This is a genomic window from Micromonospora sp. NPDC005206, from assembly GCF_040608175.1.
Lineage (GTDB): Bacteria > Actinomycetota > Actinomycetes > Mycobacteriales > Micromonosporaceae > Micromonospora.
This window is the reverse complement of record NZ_JBEXHU010000002.1, coordinates 1-18635: the sequence shown is the minus strand read 5'-3', so window position 1 is coordinate 18635 and position 18635 is coordinate 1. Positions and strand designations below refer to the sequence as shown.

Annotated in this window: 16 protein-coding genes and 1 pseudogene; 5 read left to right on the top strand and 12 right to left on the bottom strand. The window is 71.5% G+C overall.

The features are described 5' to 3' along the window. Window positions 1-100: 100 nt before the first annotated feature. From ABZU69_RS02250 to ABZU69_RS02225, 6 genes are all read right to left on the bottom strand, one after another. Window positions 101-1168, bottom strand: a complete 1068-nt coding sequence (locus ABZU69_RS02250) for a BMP family ABC transporter substrate-binding protein (RefSeq protein WP_354962934.1) — start codon at window positions 1166-1168, stop codon at window positions 101-103. 277 nt (window positions 1169-1445) lie between these two features. After that, window positions 1446-1787 carry a hypothetical protein gene (locus tag ABZU69_RS02245; RefSeq protein ID WP_354962606.1) on the bottom strand — a complete coding sequence of 114 codons (342 nt, stop codon included), beginning with the start codon at window positions 1785-1787 and terminating at the stop codon, window positions 1446-1448. Between the two features lie 79 nt (window positions 1788-1866). After that, complete coding sequence (locus ABZU69_RS02240; protein ID WP_354962605.1) at window positions 1867-3672, bottom strand: glycoside hydrolase family 13 protein; 1806 nt, start codon at window positions 3670-3672, stop codon at window positions 1867-1869. Between the two features lie 221 nt (window positions 3673-3893). Beyond that, on the bottom strand, window positions 3894-4808 hold the full coding sequence (locus ABZU69_RS02235) for a sugar ABC transporter permease (protein ID WP_354962933.1): 915 nt from the start codon (window positions 4806-4808) through the stop codon (window positions 3894-3896). 17 nt (window positions 4809-4825) lie between these two features. Next, a complete protein-coding gene (locus ABZU69_RS02230; RefSeq protein ID WP_354962604.1) occupies window positions 4826-6463 on the bottom strand; it encodes an ABC transporter permease subunit in 1638 nt (545 codons plus the stop codon). Beyond that, window positions 6463-7710: a maltose ABC transporter substrate-binding protein gene (locus ABZU69_RS02225; protein ID WP_354962603.1), complete on the bottom strand. Its 1248-nt coding sequence runs from the start codon at window positions 7708-7710 to the stop codon at window positions 6463-6465. Before ABZU69_RS02225 ends, ABZU69_RS02230 begins: the two co-directional genes overlap by 1 nt. Before the next feature lie 199 nt (window positions 7711-7909). On the opposite strand from ABZU69_RS02225, the gene ABZU69_RS02220 reads away from it, so the two are divergent. The 3 genes from ABZU69_RS02220 to ABZU69_RS02210 all read left to right on the top strand — a co-directional run bounded on the left by ABZU69_RS02220 (window position 7910) and on the right by ABZU69_RS02210 (window position 11386). Further along, window positions 7910-8989, top strand: a complete 1080-nt coding sequence (locus ABZU69_RS02220) for a LacI family DNA-binding transcriptional regulator (RefSeq protein ID WP_354962602.1) — start codon at window positions 7910-7912, stop codon at window positions 8987-8989. A gap of 203 nt (window positions 8990-9192) precedes the next feature. Further along, on the top strand, window positions 9193-10833 hold the full coding sequence (locus ABZU69_RS02215) for a glycoside hydrolase family 13 protein (protein ID WP_354962601.1): 1641 nt from the start codon (window positions 9193-9195) through the stop codon (window positions 10831-10833). 181 nt (window positions 10834-11014) lie between these two features. Then, on the top strand, window positions 11015-11386 hold the full coding sequence (locus tag ABZU69_RS02210; protein ID WP_354962600.1) for a VOC family protein: 372 nt from the start codon (window positions 11015-11017) through the stop codon (window positions 11384-11386). 25 nt (window positions 11387-11411) lie between these two features. Here ABZU69_RS02210 and ABZU69_RS02205 read toward each other — a convergent pair whose 3' ends face one another. From ABZU69_RS02205 to ABZU69_RS02180, 6 genes and pseudogenes are all read right to left on the bottom strand, one after another. Continuing rightward, window positions 11412-11849, bottom strand: coding sequence for a hypothetical protein (locus tag ABZU69_RS02205; RefSeq protein ID WP_089017805.1), 438 nt, complete (start codon window positions 11847-11849; stop codon window positions 11412-11414). Window positions 11850-11930: 81 nt separating this feature from the next. Next, window positions 11931-12305: a GntR family transcriptional regulator gene (locus ABZU69_RS02200; RefSeq protein WP_354962599.1), complete on the bottom strand. Its 375-nt coding sequence runs from the start codon at window positions 12303-12305 to the stop codon at window positions 11931-11933. An 11-nt stretch (window positions 12306-12316) separates the two neighbouring features. Further along, window positions 12317-13240, bottom strand: a complete 924-nt coding sequence (locus ABZU69_RS02195; RefSeq protein WP_354962598.1) for a YhjD/YihY/BrkB family envelope integrity protein — start codon at window positions 13238-13240, stop codon at window positions 12317-12319. An 80-nt stretch (window positions 13241-13320) separates the two neighbouring features. After that, the gene (locus ABZU69_RS02190) at window positions 13321-13890 is read right to left on the bottom strand and encodes a 2'-5' RNA ligase family protein (RefSeq protein WP_354962597.1); all 570 of its coding nucleotides are present in this window, start codon (window positions 13888-13890) and stop codon (window positions 13321-13323) included. 25 nt (window positions 13891-13915) lie between these two features. Beyond that, the gene (trpS, locus tag ABZU69_RS02185; protein WP_074316652.1) at window positions 13916-14941 is read right to left on the bottom strand and encodes a tryptophan--tRNA ligase; all 1026 of its coding nucleotides are present in this window, start codon (window positions 14939-14941) and stop codon (window positions 13916-13918) included. Between the two features lie 204 nt (window positions 14942-15145). Next, a pseudogene (locus tag ABZU69_RS02180) lies at window positions 15146-16120 on the bottom strand (hemolysin family protein); the annotation flags it as partial. A 246-nt stretch (window positions 16121-16366) separates the two neighbouring features. Between ABZU69_RS02180 and galE the strand changes: the two are divergent. Then, window positions 16367-17296 (top strand): UDP-glucose 4-epimerase GalE, encoded by a 930-nt coding sequence (gene galE / locus ABZU69_RS02175; RefSeq protein WP_354962932.1) that lies wholly within the window; start codon window positions 16367-16369, stop codon window positions 17294-17296. Beyond that, window positions 17293-18462: a galactokinase gene (gene galK / locus ABZU69_RS02170; protein ID WP_354962596.1), complete on the top strand. Its 1170-nt coding sequence runs from the start codon at window positions 17293-17295 to the stop codon at window positions 18460-18462. The genes galE and galK overlap by 4 nt, the downstream gene beginning before the upstream one ends. The last annotated feature ends 173 nt before the right edge of the window (window positions 18463-18635 follow it).

Genomic DNA, 18635 nt, shown 5'->3' with positions numbered 1-18635 from the left:
CGGCCCCACGGGTGGTCACCCGCGGCGCCGGAGCGGCCGGATCGGTCGTACCTGTCCCCGCCGACCCTCCGATGATCTCACCGGAGGGACCGGCCGGTCGTCACTTGGTCGGCTGGGCCTTTGAGGTGACGGTGATGGTGCCGGCGGCGATGTCCGCCTTGATCTTGTCGATCTCGGCCTTCAGCTCGGCCGGAACCTTGCTGTCGAAGTCGTGGTACGGGGCGAGCGAGACACCGTTGTTGGCCAGGGTGCCGACGAAGCCCGGCTTGGCCGGCAGCTTGTCGCCGGCGGCGGCCTTGACCACGGCCTCCTTGACGGCGTCCGGGATGTTCTTGACCACGGTGGTGATGATCGCCGCGCAGTCCGGGGTGCTCTCGCAGCCGTCGACGTCCACCCAGATGGTGTTGTACTTGCCGCTCGAGGCCTTGGCCGCGGAGGTCGTGCCGAGGCCGGAGCCACCGGCGACGGGCATGATGATGTCCGCGCCCTGGGCGACCAGCGTGTCGGAGACCTTCTTGCCCTCGTCCTGCTTGGCGAAGTCGTTGGTGAAGGAACCCTTCTGGGTCGCCTTGTCCCAGCCGAGCGCCTGGACGTTCTTCTTCTTGGTGGTGTTGTAGTACGCCACGCCGTCGACGAAGCCGTCCATGAAGATGGTCACCGGCGGGATCGGCAGGGCGCCGTAGGTGGCCACCTTGCCGGTCTTGGTCAGCCCGGCGGCCAGGTAGCCCGCCTGAAAGGCGGCCTGCGCGGTGTCGAACTGCATCGGGTAGACGTTGGCGTCACCCGGGTTGGCGTCGACGATGCCGAACTCCTGGTTCGGGTTCGCCTTGGCGATCTTCGAGGTGGCGTTCGACATCAGGCCACCGACGGCCAGGATGAAGTTGCACTTCTGGTTGACGTACTGCGTCAGGTTCGGCTCGTAGTCGGCCTCGGCCTTCGACGCGACGTACTTGATGTCGATGTTGTCGTTGGCGGCCTTGGCCTCCTGCAGGCCCTTCCAGGCCGAAGCGTTGAACGACTTGTCGTCGATGCCGCCGACGTCGGTCACCATGCAGGCGCTGAACTTCTTGGCGCCACTGCCCGCGTTGTTGTCATCCTTGGGGGCCTCGCCACACGCGGCGGCGGTGAGCGCGAGCCCACCCACCGCGAAGATCGAGGCGATCCGCATCCCACGCACCGAGCGCAAGACGTCTCCTTCCCATTGCACACCGCGCCTAGTGCGGTGGCAGCCCATCAGCCGACCTGCGGTGTGCCGCCGGCTGTCCCACGTTACGGACGGGAGCGTACGCCCGCGCCCACCCACCAGCCGACAATCGTGCACGACTGTTGAGTGCCTGTTACCCGGGTGTAATCCTCGCGTGGGGCAAGTCACTCTTCGTGCTGGTAGGCGAGCAGTCCAGGCGTCACGAACGTCCGTTTTTCAGGGGCGGCCCCCTCCTCGGACGCTACCGCCAAAAGACCGCGACCGCCGCGTTGACCAGCGTCAGGCCGACGATCGCGAGGAAGTGACCGCGATTGACCACGTCCCGCTTCCGCGAGAAGAAGACCATGACGAAGATCAGCAGCGCGATCACCAGCTTCGTCACGAGTTTCGCCGGGGCCGGCTCGTCACCGTCGCGCAGCGGGGCGGAGAGGCCGAGCCCGGTCAGCAACTGGATCACCGCCCCCCACAGCATGGCCGGGTTGATCCGCAGCCGGCCGCTGATGTATTGGGCGATCGAGCCGCCGAGCAGCAGGGCGAAACCGATCAGATGGACATAGAGGAGAGTCAGTCGCAGAGCTTCCACGCCGCCCATCCTCCCCTATCAACGACAGTTTGTAGTAGGGGGTCCTGCGGATCGGCGCGTCGAGGCTGACCGACCGCGTTCAGCACAGCCGCCAGACCTGGAAGGTGGGGCCGTCACCGGGCAGGGTCATCGAGCCGTCCGGGCCGGGTCGGAGCGCTGGCGCACCCCCGTACAGGTTCTCGGCCGCCGGCAGCCCGGCCAGCCGCACCGGGCCGCCGGGTGCCCGGCGGGCCAGCACCAGCACCGCCCCGGTCGGCGCCTCGCGCAGGAAGACGAGCGTGTCCGGGTCGTGGTGCAGCCGCCGCAGGCCGCCGTGGCGTAGCGCCGGCTCACCCCGCCGCAGCGCGATCAGCGCCTGGTACGCGGCGAACGTGCCGGCGTCCCAGCTCCGAGGGCGGTGCCACGGCATCGGGGTACGAGACGACTCGCCGTTCGTGCCGGTCAGGCCCAGCTCATCCCCCGCGAAGATCATCGGGATGCCGGGCATGGTGGCGAGCAGCCCGGCGGCGACCTCCTGTCGGGCCGCGTCGCCGACCACCGTCCGGATCCGAGCCGAGTCGTGCGAGCCGAGCAGTTGCCACGAGTGCACGTACGAACGCCAGGACACCAGCGACCGGTAGGCGTCCATGGTGGCCAGCACCGCGTCCGCGTCCCGGTGGGGCACCCCGCCCGGCGTGCCGAGGAAGTTCGGCACCGGCTGGTCGCCGTGGCGGAGCCAGGACCAGACCGGGTCGGTGAAGCCGACGTAGTTCATGGTGCCGTGCCAGCCGTCGCGGTCCAGGTCACCGGTGTGGTCGTGGCCGTGCTCGCCCATCAGCAGGCCGTCCGGGCGGTCCTGGGCCACCACCGAGCGCAGCAGCGCCGCCACCTCGTGGGTGTACGCGTCGGCGCCACGCCGGCCGGTCATGTTCGCCACGTCCACCCGCCACCCGTCCAGCCCGTACGGGGGGCGCAGCCAGCGGCGCAGCACCGCGTCCTCGGCGGTGGCGAAGCGGCGGCGCAGCTCGGCGCTTCGCCAGTTCAGCTTCGGCAGCGACTTGACCCCGTTCCAGGACTCGTAGTCCCCGGTGCTCCCGTCGAAGTAGTACAGCTCCCGTTCCGGAGCGCGGACGTCGGAGGACGCGGCGGTGAACCAGTCGTGCGCGTCGCCGGTGTGGTTGCTGGTGATGTCGCCGAGCAGCCGCCAGCCCCGGGCCCGTACCGCGTCGGCGAGCCGGGCCAGCGCGGCGTCCCCGCCGAGCAACGGGTCGACCCGGTCGAAGCTGGCCGCGTCGTAGCGGTGGTTGGATCGGGCCGGAAAGACCGGGGTCAGGTAGACGGTGTTCACCCCGAGCCGGTCCAGGTGGTCCAGCCGCTCGGCGATCCCGTCCAGGTCGCCGCCGTAGAGCTGGTGCGGCGTCTCCGGGCCGCGCCCGATCACCGGGGTGTCCCAGTCGCACGGGATCGCCCAGTCCGGCAGCGGCCGGGTGCCGGCCGCCGCGGAGCGGGCGAACCGGTCCGGAAAGATCTGGTAGATCACGGCGTCGCGCGCCCAGGCCGGCGGCGGCGCGTGGGTGACCAGCTTGAAGTCACCGTGGTCGGGCACGTCGTGGTCGACCAGCCCGGCGGCAGTCAGCCACCGGGTACGCCGTCGCCCGGAGAGCAGGAAGCGGTAGTTGCTCACCGGGTTGCGCGCCTCGATCTCGGCCCGCCACCAGACCACCTCACCGTCGACGCGGTCCACAGTGGCCTCGCGGAAACGCGGCTCGCCATCGCCAGTCGTGCGCACATATACCTGTTGGATGTCGCCCCCGGCCGGCGCCCGGACGAAGACGTCGATTGTCTCCCCCAGCGTGGGCTCCTGCTGCGGGACGTAACTGGCGGATCCGTCGTGGTGCGGCTGCACGATGTTCCTTTCGTCCGGGGCGCGGGGGTACGACGGTGAGCCGGGCCAGCTGCCTCTGCTGGCCGCCTTTGCTCTGCTTACACCCGCGCAACGGGCACTGTCCGGATAGCGGACACCGGCTGTTGCGCGGGTTGAAGCAGAGCAAAGGCAGCAGGGCAGGGTGTCCCGGCCCGCGCCCAAGCCCGCGCCCGTGTCACGACCCACACCCAGCCCCAGGCCGACTACCCCTTCACCGCGCCGGCGGTCAGCCCGGACACGATGTAGCGCTGGAGCAGTTGGAAGACCAGCACGGTGGGGATCGCGGTGAGCAGGGTCCCGGCGGCGAAGATGCCGAAGTTGTTGTTGCGCTCGTTGCCCTGCAACATGCCGTACATGCCGACCGCCAGGGTCTTCGAGTCGGTGCCGGTGAGGAACACGTTGGCCATCAGGAACTCGTTGATGGTGCCGATGAACGCCAGCAGCCCGGTCACCGCCAGGATCGGCGCCACCAGCGGCAGCATGATCCGGAAGAAGACCTGGGCGTGCGACGCCCCGTCCATGGTCGCCGACTCGTCCAGTTCCCGGGGCAGGGTGTCGAAGAAGCCCTTCATCAGCCAGGTGTTCACCCCGAGCGCGCCACCCATGTAGAGCAGCAACAGCCCCCAGGGGGTGTTGAAGCCGATCGACGGCCACAGGTCGGTGATCGTGCCGAAGATCAGGTAGATCGCCACGATCGCCAGGAACTGCGGGAACATCTGGATCAACAGCAGGGCGAGCAGCCCCACCCGGCGGCCGTGGAACCGCATCCGCGAGAAGGCGTACGCGGCCAGCGCGGAGAGGAGCACCGACGCGAACGAGGCCACCCCGGCGATCAGCAGCGAGTTGAGGAACCACCGCCCGAAGGCGGTCCGTTCGAACAACCCGCCGAAGTTGCCGAGCGACACCCCGTCGGTCGGCACCAGGTCGGTGGTGGAGAGCGTGCCGAGCGGGTTGAGCGCGGCGGAGAGCACGAACACGATCGGGAAGAGACTGAACAGCACGCCGAGCACGGCGACCAGGTGCCGCCAGCCGACCTGGGCGAACCAGCGGTTGCGCCGCCGGCCGGTGACGTTGCGGTTGACCGCCGGCGGCGGACCTGCCGTGTCGCCGGTAGGCATGGGCCCGGTGAGCGTGGTCACGAGTACACCTCCTCCTGCTTACGGGTCCGGCGGAAGCTGACCGCCGAGACCACCGCGACGATGGCGAAGATGAACAGTGAGATCGCGGCCGCGAAGCCGAACTCCGCGCCCTGCCCGCCGAAGGCGAGCCGGTAGGTGTACGTGATGAGCAGGTCCGTCGCGCCGTTGGTCGGGTTGTCGGCCGGGAACGGCGCGCCCTCGGTGGTCAGGTAGATCGCGTTGAAGTTGTTGAAGTTGTACGCGAACGACGAGATCAACAGCGGGGAGAGCGCGATCAGCAGCAGGGGCAGGGTGACCGCCCGGAAGGACTGCCAGGGCGATGCCCCGTCGACCGAGGTCGCCTCGGTCAACTCCCGCGGGATGGCCTGCAACGCACCGGTGGCCACCAGGAACATGTACGGGTAGCCGAGCCAGAGCTGCACCAGGATGACCGCGAGGCGCGCCGTCCACGCGTGGCCGAACCAGTCCACGTCCAGGCCGAACAGGTTGTTGATCAGGCCGAAGTCGGCGTTGAACATGTCCCGCCAGGCCAGCAGCATCGCGAACGACGGCATGGCGTACGGCAGGACCAGCAGCACGCGGTAGAGGTTGGTGCCGCGCATCCGGGGCGAGTGCAGCACGAGCGCGATCAGCACGCCGAGCAGGAACGTCCCGCCGGTGGAAGCCACAGCGAAGGCGAAGTTCCAGATCAGGGTGCCGAGGAACGGGCCGGAGATGTTCTTGTCGGTGAGCACCCGGGTGAAGTTGCTCAGCCCGACGCTGACCTTCCAGCCCTGGGCGAGCCGCTCGCCGTCGGCGGCGACGAAGGCGCCCACCTCCTCGTCGGCGGTCCAGGTCTGCCCGGTCTCGGTGTCCCGGACGCAGTCGCAGCCGGCCTCGTACGCCCGCACCGCCTTGCCCTCGTACGCGCGGGACAGGCCGCTGGAGCGCAGCGCGCCGCCGGCGGTGGGCACCACCAGGTCGGTGATCTCCTTGCTGCGGGCGCTGGCCTGGCCGAAGTTCAGCACGGTGTAGCCGTCGGCGGCGGTGACCTTGCCGGCCGGGGTGACCGTGACGTCGGCGGCGTCGAGCTGGCGTAGCCCGCCGGTGTCGCCGGCGGAGACCGTGCCGGTGGCGGGGTTGGTGACCAGGAAGACCAGCGGTCCGGTGGCCGGGTCGCCCTTGGTGGCGATCGACAGGGCGTACTCGGCGGAGCCGGGCACCTGGGTGACCGAGGAGGTCTGGATCGCGACGATCGCGTCGTCCTTGCTGCCCCGGTGCCCGTCGCCGAAGTTGGTGAAGGCGGTGCTGGCCGTGTAGAGCACCGGGAAGACCTGGAAGGCGATCAGGAACAGGGTGCCTGGGACCAGGTACTTGGCCGGGATGTGCCGGCGGGTGAGGTACAGGTAGAACAGTCCGGCGGTGGTCGCCGCCAGCAGGGCCAGACCGACCCACTTCCCTGCGTCGATGAGCGGGAAGGCCGCCCAGACCGCGATACCGGCGGTCAGGCCGAGCAGGAGCACCTTGCCGGCCAGGCCGGTCAGGGTGATCGGCGCGTGGTCACGCGCGGCACGGGAGCGCGGGGGCCGGGAGCCGACGGGCCCCCGGCCCGGGGCCTGCTTGGCAGACCCCGGGCCGGACAGCGGCGTGCTCATTACTTGATCTGGCCGGAGATGGTCTTGCCGGCCGCGGTGATGGTGCTGGTCGGGTCGGCGCCACCGATGACGGCGGCCTCGGCCTTGCCGAACGGGTCCCAGATCGCGGCCATCGCCGGGATGGCCGGGAGCACCTGGCCGTTCCTGCCGGCCTCCTGGAACTTGGCCAGATCCGGGTCGCTGCCCTTGACCTGCTCGAGGGCGGCGGTCAGCGCCGGCGGCCGGGGCTCGGCGTTGTAGAGCGCGACGGCCAGCTCAGGGGTGGTGGTGTAGTTGGCCACGAACTCCTGGGCCAGCGCCTTGTTCTTGCCCTTGGTGGCGACGTAGAACGCCTGAACACCCACGAACGGCTGGGCCTCCTTGCCACCGGCGAAGCCGGGGATGGCGGAGATGTCGTACTTGATGTTGGCCTTCTTGACGTCGGCCACCGCCCACGGACCGGAGACCAGGAACGCGCACTTCTTGCTGGTGAAGGTGGCGATCGAGTTGGTGTCCGCGATGGAGCGCTTGAGCACGCCCGCGCCCTTCTCGCCGAGCGCGCCGATCTTCTTGAACGCCTCGATCGACGCGGGCTTGCCCACGCCCAGGTCCTTCGGGTCGTAGTCGCCGTTGGCGCCGGTGCCGAAGAGGTAGCCGCCAGCCGAGGTGTACAGCGGGTAGATGTGGTACGCGTCGCCGTTCTGGCCGACCTGGAGGCAGAGCGTCTCGGTGGCCTTCTTCGCCGTCTTGAGCTGCTTGCCCGTGGCGACCAGGTCCTCGATCGTCTTCGGCGCCTCGGGGGCCAGTTCGGTGTTGCGGATCAGCGCCAGGTTCTCCTGCGCGTACGGCACGCCGTAGAGCTGACCGTTGAAGGTGACCGCCTTGATGGCGGTCTCGTTGAACGCGCTCTTCTGCTCCGCGGCGAGCTGCACGGGGTCGATGGCGCCGTTCTGCACCAGGTTACCGATCCAGTCGTGCGCGCCGACCACCACGTCGGGGCCGCTGCCCTGCTGGGAGGCGGTGACGAAGTTGGTCTGCAGGTCCTTGCTGACGGCCTCGACCTCGACGGTGACGCCGTTCTCCTGACCGAACTTTTCGGCGAACGGCTTGAGGGCGGCGGTCCGCTTGTCGTCCGCCCAGATCACCAGTTTGCCGCCGGCGGCCTTGGGGGATTCCTTCGCGGCCGGCTCGTCGCTGTCGCCACCACAGCCGGAGGCGGCGAGCGCCAGGGCGAAGAGGGCGACCACACCCGCGGTACGGATGCGCATCGGTACTCCTGTCGTCATGGCGGGTCCGCCGGGGGAAGGGCAGCCCGCCAGTGGGAAGCTCTGGAAGTTCTTGCCAACCGGCGCATCGATGTCGCGCCGCTGCTCTCGCATGTTGCCGGGACGTTAGCAAGAGGTTGCAGATAATGGAAGGGCTTGCAGAGAGCCCCGCAAGAACTTGCCGGTGGGCTAAAGTGCCGCCATGCGCGCTCGACTGTCCGACATCGCCCAGCAGGCCGAAGTCAGCGAGGCCACGGTGTCGCGGGTGCTCAACGACCGCCCCGGCGTGGCCCCGGAGACCCGGCAGGCCGTCCTCACCGCCCTCGACGTGCTTGGCTACGAGCGGCCGGCCCGGCTGCGCAAGCGCAGCGCCGGGCTGGTCGGCCTGGTGGTCCCGGAGCTGGACAACCCGATCTTCCCCGCCTTCGCCCAGGTCATCGAGTCGACGCTGGCGCAGAGCGGGTTCACCCCGGTGCTCTGCACCCAGACCGCCGGCGGCGTCACCGAGGACGAGTACGTCGAGATGCTGCTGGACCGGCAGGTCTCCGGGATCGTCTTCGTCTCCGGCCTGCACGCCGACACCGCCGCCAACCACGACCGCTACCGGGCGTTGATCGCCCGGCCGTTGCCGGTCGTGATGATCAACGGGTACGTGCCCGGCATCGGCGCCCCCTTCGTCTCCTGCGACGACGGGGAGGCCGCCGAGCTGGCGGTGGCCCACCTGGTCGCACTCGGGCACCGCCGGATCGGCCTGATCACCGGCCCCGACCGGTTCGTCCCGGTGCAGCGCAAGGTGGCCGGCTGGCGCTCCGCGATGACCCGGCTGACCGGCGTCGCCGAGGCTGACCTGGGCTCCCTGGCCGAGCTGTCGCTGTTCGGTGTGGAGGGTGGCGAGGCCGCAGCCGGCCGGCTGCTGGACCGCGGCGTGACCGGTGTGGTGTGCGGCTCCGACCTGATGGCGCTCGGCGCGATCCGGGCGGCCCGCCAGCGCGGCCTGACCGTCCCCGGCGACCTCTCCGTGGTCGGCTACGACGACTCGCCGCTGATGGCCTTCACCGACCCGCCGTTGACCACGATGCAGCAGCCGGTCATCGCGATGGCGGTGGCCGCGGTCCGGGCCTTGGTGGACGAGATCAACGGGCATGGCGCTCCGCACTCGGAGTACCTGTTCCGCCCGGAGCTGGTGGTACGCGGCTCCACCGCTGTCGTCCCGGCCCGCCCCGGCGCCGCCGGCTCCAACCGGCACCGGGGCGGCTCTTCGGCGCTGGCCGTCCCCGCCTGATCGGCCCCGCACGGTCCCGGCTGATCGACGCCACACGGTCCCAGCTGCCAACTGCCGCAGCAACCGCGGTGCTGCCTTGCGCAAGAACTGCTTGACTCTTGCAGCGCTCGGCCGGCATATTGCTCAGACACCCGGCGGGCCATCGGCCACACCCCGCCGGGTGCCACCGCACCCGGCCAGAGACAGACGGGGAACGCCAACCGATGACCGCCAGCACCGCCACCCCGCCCCGCACCGCCGCCGACGACGACTGGTGGCGTTCCGCGGTCGTCTACCAGGTCTACGTCCGCAGCTTCGCCGACAGCGACGGCGACGGCACCGGTGACCTCCAGGGCATCCGGCAGCGCCTGCCGTACCTGCGCGACCTCGGGGTGGACGCGCTCTGGCTGACCCCCTTCTACACCTCCCCGATGGTCGACGGCGGGTACGACGTCGCCGACTACCGGGACGTCGACCCGATGTTCGGCACCCTCACCGACTTCGACGCGATGATCACCGACGCGCACGCCCTCGGCCTGCGGATCATCGTCGACCTGGTGCCCAACCACACCTCCAGCGCACACCGCTGGTTCACCGCCGCCCTCGCCGCCGGCCCCGGCTCGCCGGAGCGGGCCCGCTACCTCTTCGCCGAGGGCCGGGGCGCGCACGGCGAGCTGCCGCCGAACGACTGGGAGAGCATCTTCGGCGGCCCCGCCTGGACCCGGGTCCCGGACGGCGAGTGGTACCTGCACCTGTTCGACCCGGCCCAGCCGGACCTGAACTGGCGCCACCCCGAGGTCCGCGCCGAGTTCGAGGACGTGCTGCGCTTCTGGCTGGACCGGGGCGTGGACGGCTTCCGGATCGACGTGGCACACGGCATGATCAAGGCCGAGGGTCTGCCGGACGTCGGCTTCAGCACGCTGACCATCGGCCAGCGCCAGGTCGAGCTGCTCGGCAAGGGCCGGCTGCCCTACTTCGACCAGGACGAGGTGCACGAGATCTACCGCGCCTGGCGGCCCATCCTGGACAGCTACCCCGGAGGCCGGATGGCCGTCGCCGAGGCGTGGGCCGAGACCCCGCAGCGGCTGGCCCGCTACATCGGCGCGGACGAGCTGCACCAGGCGTTCAGCTTCGACTTCCTCGACGCGACCTGGTCGGCGGACTCGTTCCGCAAGGTGGTCGACACCGCGCTGGCCGAGTCGACCGTGGTCGGCGCGCCCACCACCTGGGTGCTGTCCAACCACGACAAGCAGCGACACGTCACCCGCTACGGCGACGGCGTCGAAGGGCTGCGCCGTGCCCGCGCGGCCAGCCTGCTGATGCTCGCCCTGCCCGGCTGCGCCTACCTCTACCAGGGCGAGGAGCTGGGCCTGCCCGAGGTGCTCGACCTCCCCGACGAACTGCGCCAGGACCCGGCGTTCCTGCGGACCGGCGAGAGCCGGGACGGCTGCCGGGTGCCCATCCCGTGGAGTGGTGAGCTGGCCCCGTACGGCTTCGGGCCGGCCGGCAGCGAGCTGAGCTGGCTGCCCGCGCCGGCGACCTGGGCCGCCCTCTCGGTCACCGCGCAGACCGGCCTGCCCGGCTCGACGCTGGAGCTCTACCGGGCGGCGCTGCGGATCCGGCACGAGCACCCGGCGCTGGCCGTCGACGCCGGCGGGGTGACCTGGCTGGAGAGCGGGCCGGGCGTGCTGGCGTTCTCCCGCGCCGCCGGCGCGACCGTGCTGACCTGCGTGGTCAACCTCAGCGGCGCACCGGTCCCCATCGACGGGTACGGCGAACCGCTCGTCGCCAGCGAGGCGCTCACCGGGCAGGGCTCCGGCCACCTGCTGCCGGTCGACGCGGCCGCCTGGTTGGAACGACGCTGAGCGGGTAACCCGTCATCGACCTGGTCGTCCGTCGTGCCCCGCGCCGACGGGCGACTGGGCTACCGGCCCCTTGTGGTGGGGGGTGAGGTGGCGCCGGCGCCACGCGGAGTCCGCTCCGCGCGGCGCCGGTGTCCGTCTGCGCGGGGTGTGCGTCGTCGCCGCCGGCCGTACCACACGGAGCATGGTGGTACGGATAGCGCAGTGCACACTCGACGTCGAGGACCTGGACCTCATGGTGGCGTTCTGGTCGGCGGCCCTCGGCCACGAGGTCGAGGAGGGCGACGACGGCAGCGCCAAACTCTGGCCGCCGGGGCAGCCCTCCGCCGCGATGCCCAGCGTCTGGTTGCAGGGCTCCGGCACGACCAAGCGGGGCAAGAACCGGCTCCACCTCGACCTGGTCGCCGACGGTGACCCGCAGACCGAGGTACGGCGGCTGATCGGGCTCGGCGCGCGGCACGTGGACGTCGGGCAGAGGGGCAGCGAGCAGTTCACGGTGCTCGCCGATCCCGAGGGCAACGAGTTCTGCGTGCTGGACAGCGCACCGACCCGCTGACCGGGCCGTCACCGGTGGGAGTCGCTCACTTCGCGGTGAGCAGCGCCGCGATCCGGGTGAAGCCCGCGCGCACCTCGGCCTCGTCCGGCGGCTCGGCGGGTTCGCCATGGCCCGCCTCGTCGGCGGCGGCGTCCAACTCCTCGTCGATCACATCCTCGAAGTCGCCGTACAGGTCGGCCCCCTCGACCTGCCGGGCCTCATCCTCGGCGGCGACCTGCGCGGCGGCGATCTCGCTGCGGATCTCGTCGGCGGACAGCGCCGGCAGCAGTGGCTCCACAACCGCCATCAGCTGCTCCTCAGCCACCACCGCCTCGGCCAGCGCCAACGCGTGCGGCCGCTCGTACGGCCCGCAGACCACCGGCTCCCACTCATCCAGGTCACCGAGCGGGCCGAAGGTGATGATCCAGGGCAGGCCGAGCATCGGCGAGTCGGCCGGCAGGTCCAGTGTCATGAGTGCGCCCACCGGCTCATCATGGTCGGCCAACGCGAGCCGTGACGCCGTTCGCCTCAGTTTTCGCCCGTCCGGCGCCCGATCAGGCTCCGATCAGCCGGGGCGGGTGGCGTCCAGGGCCGCACGGACCAGGGCGAGCGCGGTGGCCGGCGGCACGCCGAGCCGGACCGCCTCGGCCGCGTAACCGGCCGCCGCCCGATGCAGCCGGTCGACGGCGTCGTCCCGCCCCGGGGCCACGAAGGTGCCGTTACGCCCCCGGGTCTCCAGCAGCCCGGCCGCCTCCAGCTCCCGGTAAGCCCTGGCCACCGTGTTCGCCGCCAGCCGCAGGTCCGCGGCGAGCTGTCGGACGGTCGGCAGTCTGGTGCCCACCGGCAACCGGCCGTCGCCGATCAGCTCGGCGAGTTGTCCGCGCACCTGCTCGTACGGCGCCACCGACGAGTCCGGATCGACCGAGATCAGCACCTGCACACCTTCCATCATCAGCCCGCGCCGCCCGGCGTACCCGGATCGGTGTCCTCGTCGAGATTCGCCGGCGGGGCGCCCTCCGCCAGGTCGACCACCCGCCCGCGCATGCTGGTCGCGAGGAGCGCCGCCCCGAACAGCACCAGCTGGTTGAGCAGATAGAGGTAGAGCAGCAGGCCGACGGCACCGGCCACCACCGTGTACGCCGGGTTCCGCTCGGTGCGCACCACGTAGTACCGCCCGACGGTGTTCAGCAGCGTGATGCCGACCGCGACCAGCAGCACCACCGGGCGCAGCCGGGACCGGCTCATCCGCAGCCGGGGCACCGCGAGCAGCAGCGCGGTGGCGAGCACGGTGTTGATCAGCACGCTGAGCACGGCGCTGATCGTGGTCAGGCCGACCGAGCCGGTGCTGCGCAGCAGGAAGCGCAGCAGCGACTCCAACGCGTCCACCGCCGCCACCGAGACGCCGAGCAGCACGAAGACGCCGATCATCACGCCCAGGTCGACCAGCCGCCGGATCACCAGGTTGCCGGGCTGCTGGTTGAGCCGGTACATCAACCGCTGCGAGGAGCGGATCGCCTCCACCCAGCCGATCCCGGTGAAGACCAGGATGACGAGGCCGACCACACCGACCGTTCCGCTGGAGTTGGCGATCTGCTGCGCGTCCAGGAACGGCAGGTTGTCCTTCAGGAAATCGGCCGCCGCCGCGCTGACCTCGTCGTTGTCCTCCAGGATCGCGCCGAAGATGGAGTACGCGACCAGCGCGAGGGCGAACACCGCGAAGAAGCCGTAGTAGGCGATCGCCGCCGCCAGCCGCCCGGCCAGCACCTCGGCGTACAGGGCGCCGGCTCGCCACACGTGGTCGAAGAGCCCCGACCGGCAGCGCGCGGCGTTCACCCAGCGGTCGATGCCCGCCTCGATCCGGCCGATCACGTTCACGCGGTCATCCTCGCCGATCTCCCGCCGCCGTGGTGGCAACCGGCTTCCCGTCCTCGCCCGGCGGCGCGTCGCCGGCTGGTTCAGCCGCCGAGGCGGAAGTCCCGGCGCGGCCGCCATCGGGCCTGCCCACTGTGCGAGAACAGGGTGAACGCCTCGACCTCGAACATCGCGGAGAAGTCGGCCAGGTCCTCGTACGCCTTGTCCAGCGCCTCCGGCGCCACGTCCTGCGCCACGGTGACGTGCGGGTGGTAAGGGAACCGGGTCTGGCGGTGCAGGCCCGGCGTCGCAGCGATGGCGGAGGCGAGCAGCTCGCACTCGCTGATCCCGGCGGCCACCGCCACGAACACCACCTGGGTCACCGGGCGGAACGTGCCGGTGCCCCGCAGGTGCAGCGTGAACGGCAGGTGCGCGGCGGCGACGCTGGCGAGGTGCCGCTCGACGGTCGGCAGGTTGGCCGTCGGGATCTCGGTGGGCCCGAGCAGCGTCACGTGCGCGGGTACGGCCAGCGGGTCACCGGCCTCGACCCGCCGCCGGGTGAGCTGGGCCCCCCACGGCTCCGGGATGTCCACCGCGATGCCGATCTGGATGGTGTCGCCGGTCGGCGGCACCCCACCACTGCGATCCACGCTTCGCGTCGCCCCTTCGGCCACCGACCCGCCCACCTGTCCCGCGGCGCTATTCGCCGCGCACCGGCGGGAAGAACCCGACCCGCTCGTACGCCGACCGCAGGGTGGCCCCTGCCACCGCCCGGGCCTTCTCCGCGCCGGCGGCGAGCAGCTTGTCCAGTTGCGCCGGGTCGTCGAGGTACGTGCTGGTGCGCTGCTGGATCGGGCGGACGAACTCCGCCACCACCTCGGCCAGGTCCTTCTTCAGGTCGCCGTAGCCGCGACCGGCGTACGCGGCCACCAGCTCGTCGATGTCGCGCCCGCTGAGCGCCGAGTGGATGGTCAGCAGATTGGACACGCCCGGCTTGGTCTCGGCGTCGAAGACGATCTCCCGGCCGGTGTCGGTGACCGCCGAGCGGATCTTCTTCGCCGACCGGGCCGGGTCCTCCAGCAGGTCGATGATGCCGGCCGGCGAGGACGACGACTTGGACATCTTCGCGGTCGGGTCCTGCAGGTCGGTGATCTTCGCGGTGTCCTTGACGATGTGCGGCGCGGGCACGGTGAACGTCGGGCCGAACAGCGAGTTGAACCGCTGGGCCAGGTCCCGGGAGAGCTCCAGGTGCTGGCGCTGGTCCTCGCCGACCGGCACCGCATTGGCCTGGTAGAGCAAGATGTCGGCGGCCTGCAGGATCGGGTAGGTGAACAGGCCGACGCTGGCCCGCTCGTTGCCCTGCTTCTGCGACTTGTCCTTGAACTGGGTCATCCGGCTGGCCTCGCCGAAGCCGGTGATGCAGCCGAGCACCCAGGCCAGCTGCGGGTGCTCGGGCACCTGCGACTGCACGAACAGGGTGCTGCGTTCCGGGTCCAGACCGACCGCGAAGAGCTGGGCGGCGGCCACCCTGGTCCGCTGGCGCAGCAGCGCCGGGTCGTGCCCCGCCGTGATGGCGTGCAGGTCCACCACGCAGTAGAAGGCGTCGTGGGTCTCCTGCAGGGCCACCCAGTGCCGCACCGCGCCGAGGTAGTTGCCGAGGTGGAACGAGTCGGCCGTCGGCTGGATGCCGGAGAAGACGCGGGGGCGGGCGGGAACGTCGGACATGCCGATAATTCTGTCAGCAAGCAGCGGGGTCCGTCATGACGGGCCGGCGGGTCGGCCGCGGCCCGCCGGTGTCGGGGCGTTCACCTCGCACGCTTCCCTCGCGCCGACCCGGCGGACGGGCGCGACACCGGCCTCGATCTGCTGCTCCGGCAGCGCCTCCCACGCCTGCTCCGCCCCGGCGTCCCGCGCCAACCCGGCGCTAAACTCACGGCGTTGCTCCGGCACCCGCACGGCGGAGACGGCGACCCGGGTCACCCGGCGTCCGTCGAGGGCCAGCACCCGCAGCAGCCAACCGCCCAGGGGGTCGGCCGGGTCGGGTCCGCCGGCTTCGGCCGGCTCAACGGGTACGGGCACCTCGTCGCCGGTGACCGGTAGTCGGCCCAGCGCGGCCATCACGAACCCGCCGACCGTCTCGTACGGCCCGGCGGGCAGCGCGACGCCCGTCCGCTCGGCGAAGTCGGCCAGGTTGAGCCGACCATCCACCACGGCGGGCAGGCCGGCGTGCACCGGGTCCGGCGCGACGTCGTACTCGTCGCGGATCTCGCCGATCAGCTCCTCGATCAGGTCCTCCAGGGTGACGATCCCGGCGGTGCCGCCGTACTCGTCGACGACCACCGCGAGGTGCTGACCCTCCCGGCGCATCTCGGTCAGCGCGGGCAGCACCCGCTTGCTGCCGGGCAGGCGCTTCACCTCCCGGGTGAGCTCGCCGACGGTGGCGCACGCGTCGGCGTCCGGGCGCAGCAGCACGTCTCGGAGGTGCACGAAGCCGACCACGTCGTCGTGGGTGCCGTCGGTGACCGGGTAGCGGGTGTGCGTCTCGGCGCGTACCAGCCGGGCGGCCTCGGCGATGGTCAGCCGGGCGGGCAGGAAGACCACCTCGGTGCGGGGCATCATCACCTCACGGACCAGGCTGGCTCCGGCCACCAGAACCTCGTCGATGATCCGCCGCTCATCCGGGTCGAGCAGCGTGTTCGCCGCGACCAGGTCCCGCAGTTCGGCTTCGGAGATGCGCTCCCGGCCGGCTGCCGGGCCGGCCCCCAGCAGGTCGGTGACGAGACGGGTGGCGCCGTCGGCGGCGCGGACCACGACCCGGGCGACGACCCGGGCGAGCGGGCCAGGGTCGCGGCGGGGCCTCCCCCGCGCGCCTCGCCGGAGCCCGGTACGGGCCGCTTCCCGCATGACAGAGATGGTAGACACCGACGGCCCGTCGCACCGGGGTTCGCACGGTGCGGATCAAATGTTCGGGTCTGTTTAATCGTGAGAGATTATGATGGAATGGCGATGGTGACGGGATCGGCCGGGGGCCACCCGCCGCCGTAGGGTGATTCACCGAGGCCACGTCCCGGGCGGGCCAGGCAGGGAGGCAACGACGTGAAACTGCTCGTCACCGGGGGCGCCGGCTTCATCGGCAGCGTAGTGACCCGGATGCTGCTCGACGCGGGTCACCGGGTGGTGGTCCTGGACGACCTGCGCACCGGCCACCGCGAGGCGCTCGCTCCGGATGCGACCCACGTCGAGGCGTCCATCCACGACGCCGCCCGGATCGTCACTCCCGACGCCGGCTTCGACGGGGTGCTGCACTTCGCCGCTCTGATCGCCGCCGGCGAGTCGATGGTCAGGCCGGAGCTGTACTGGCAGACCAACACGGTCGGCACGCTCGCCCTGATCGACGCGGTCCGGGCCGCCGGGGTGCCCCGGATGGTCTTTTCCTCCACCGCCGCCGTCTACGGCAACCCCACCGAGCTGCCCATCCCGGAGAGCGCGGTCAAGGCGCCCACCAACACGTACGGCGCCACCAAGCTCGCCGTCGACATGGCGCTCACCTCCGAGACGATCGCCCACGGGCTGGCCGCCGTGTCGCTGCGCTACTTCAACGTGGCCGGCGCGCACCTCGCCGGTGACGTCGCGCTCGGCGAGCGGCACGACCCGGAGACGCACCTGATCCCGATCGCGCTGGAGGTCGCCGCCGGCCGGCGGGAGAAGCTCCAACTCTTCGGCGACGACTACCCCACCGTCGACGGCACCTGCGTCCGCGACTACATCCACGTCGCCGACCTGGCCCGGGCCCACCTGCTGGCGCTGGACGCGGCGACGGCCGGCCAGCACCGGATCTACAACCTGGGCAACGGCAACGGCTTCACCAACCGGCAGGTGGTCGACGTCGTCCGCGAGGTCACCGGGCACGCGCTGCCGGTCGAGGTGGCGCCCCGCCGCGAGGGCGACCCGGCCGAGCTGGTCGCCTCCTCCGCGCTGGCCCGTGACGAGCTGGGCTGGACGCCGCAGAAGCCGACCCTGCACGACATGGTCGGGGACGCCTGGGCCTTCTACCGCACGCACATCCTGGAGCAGTCATGACCCACCCGACCGGTGACGTCGCCGAGCGGGCCGCCGCCGGCTTCACCGCCCAGTACGGCGGCCGGGCCGCCGGCCGCTGGGCGGCTCCCGGGCGGGTCAATCTGATCGGCGAGCACACCGACTACAACGACGGGTTCGTGCTGCCCTTCGCACTGCCACTGCGGACGGTCGTCGCCGCCGACCGGCAGGACGGCGAGCGGTGGACGGTCTGGTCCGAGCTCTCCGACGAGACGATCACCTTCGGCGCGGACGACGTCGCCGAGCCGGGCCGGGTCACCGGCTGGGGCGCGTACGTGGCCGGTGTGGTCTGGGCGCTGCGCGAGGCCGGCCACCAGGTGCCCGGCGCCCGGCTGGCGATCGCCTCCGACGTGCCGCTGGGCTCCGGGCTCTCCTCCTCGGCCGCGCTGGAGTCGGCCGTGCTCGCCGCGCTACTCGACCTCGGAGGGCTGGAGCTGCCCGCCGAGCGGCAGCCCCGGCTGGCGCAGCGGGCGGAGAACGTCTACGTCGGCGCGCCGACCGGGATCATGGACCAGTCCGCCGTGATCCGCTGCCGTGCCGGGCACGCCCTCTTCCTCGACTGCCGTGACGAGTCCGTCGAACACATTCCGTTCGACCTGGACGCCGCCGGGCTGGCCGTGCTGGTGATCGACAGCCGGGCGCCGCACCGGCACGCCGACGGCGAGTACGCCGCCCGCCGTCGGTCCTGTGAGACGGCGGCCAAGGCGCTCGGCGTCTCCGCGCTGCGCGACGTGGCCGTCGACCAGCTCAACGCCGCGCTCGCCCGGCTCGATGACGAGGAGACCCGGCGGCGGGTCCGGCACGTGGTCACCGAGGACCAGCGGGTGCTGGACACGGTGGCGCTGCTGCGCGCCGGCCGGGTCCGGGACATCGGCCCGCTGCTCACCGCCTCGCACGTCTCGATGCGCGACGACTTCGAGATCACGGTGCCCGAGATCGACACCGCGGTCGAGGCGGCGCTTGCCGCTGGCGCCCTGGGCGCCCGGATGACCGGCGGCGGCTTCGGGGGGTGCGTCCTCGCCCTGGTCGACACGGGCCGGGCCGACGCGGTCGCCGCAACCGTGACCGCCGCCTACGCCGAGCGCGGCTTCACCGCACCGGGCACCATCACGGTCCTCCCCGCCCCCGGCGCCACCCGCCTCGACTGACCCCACCGGGCGGCGACCCCCGGCGGCGAGATCGTGCTCGTTCGTGGAAGTAGTGGCCTCGCCCATCGGGCGAGGCCACTAGGGCCTGTGTCGAAGTCGGTCACAGCCACTCGTTGATGGCGGCGATGTGGACGGTGGCTTCGTAGCGGACGGCGAGTTTGTCGAAGCGGGTC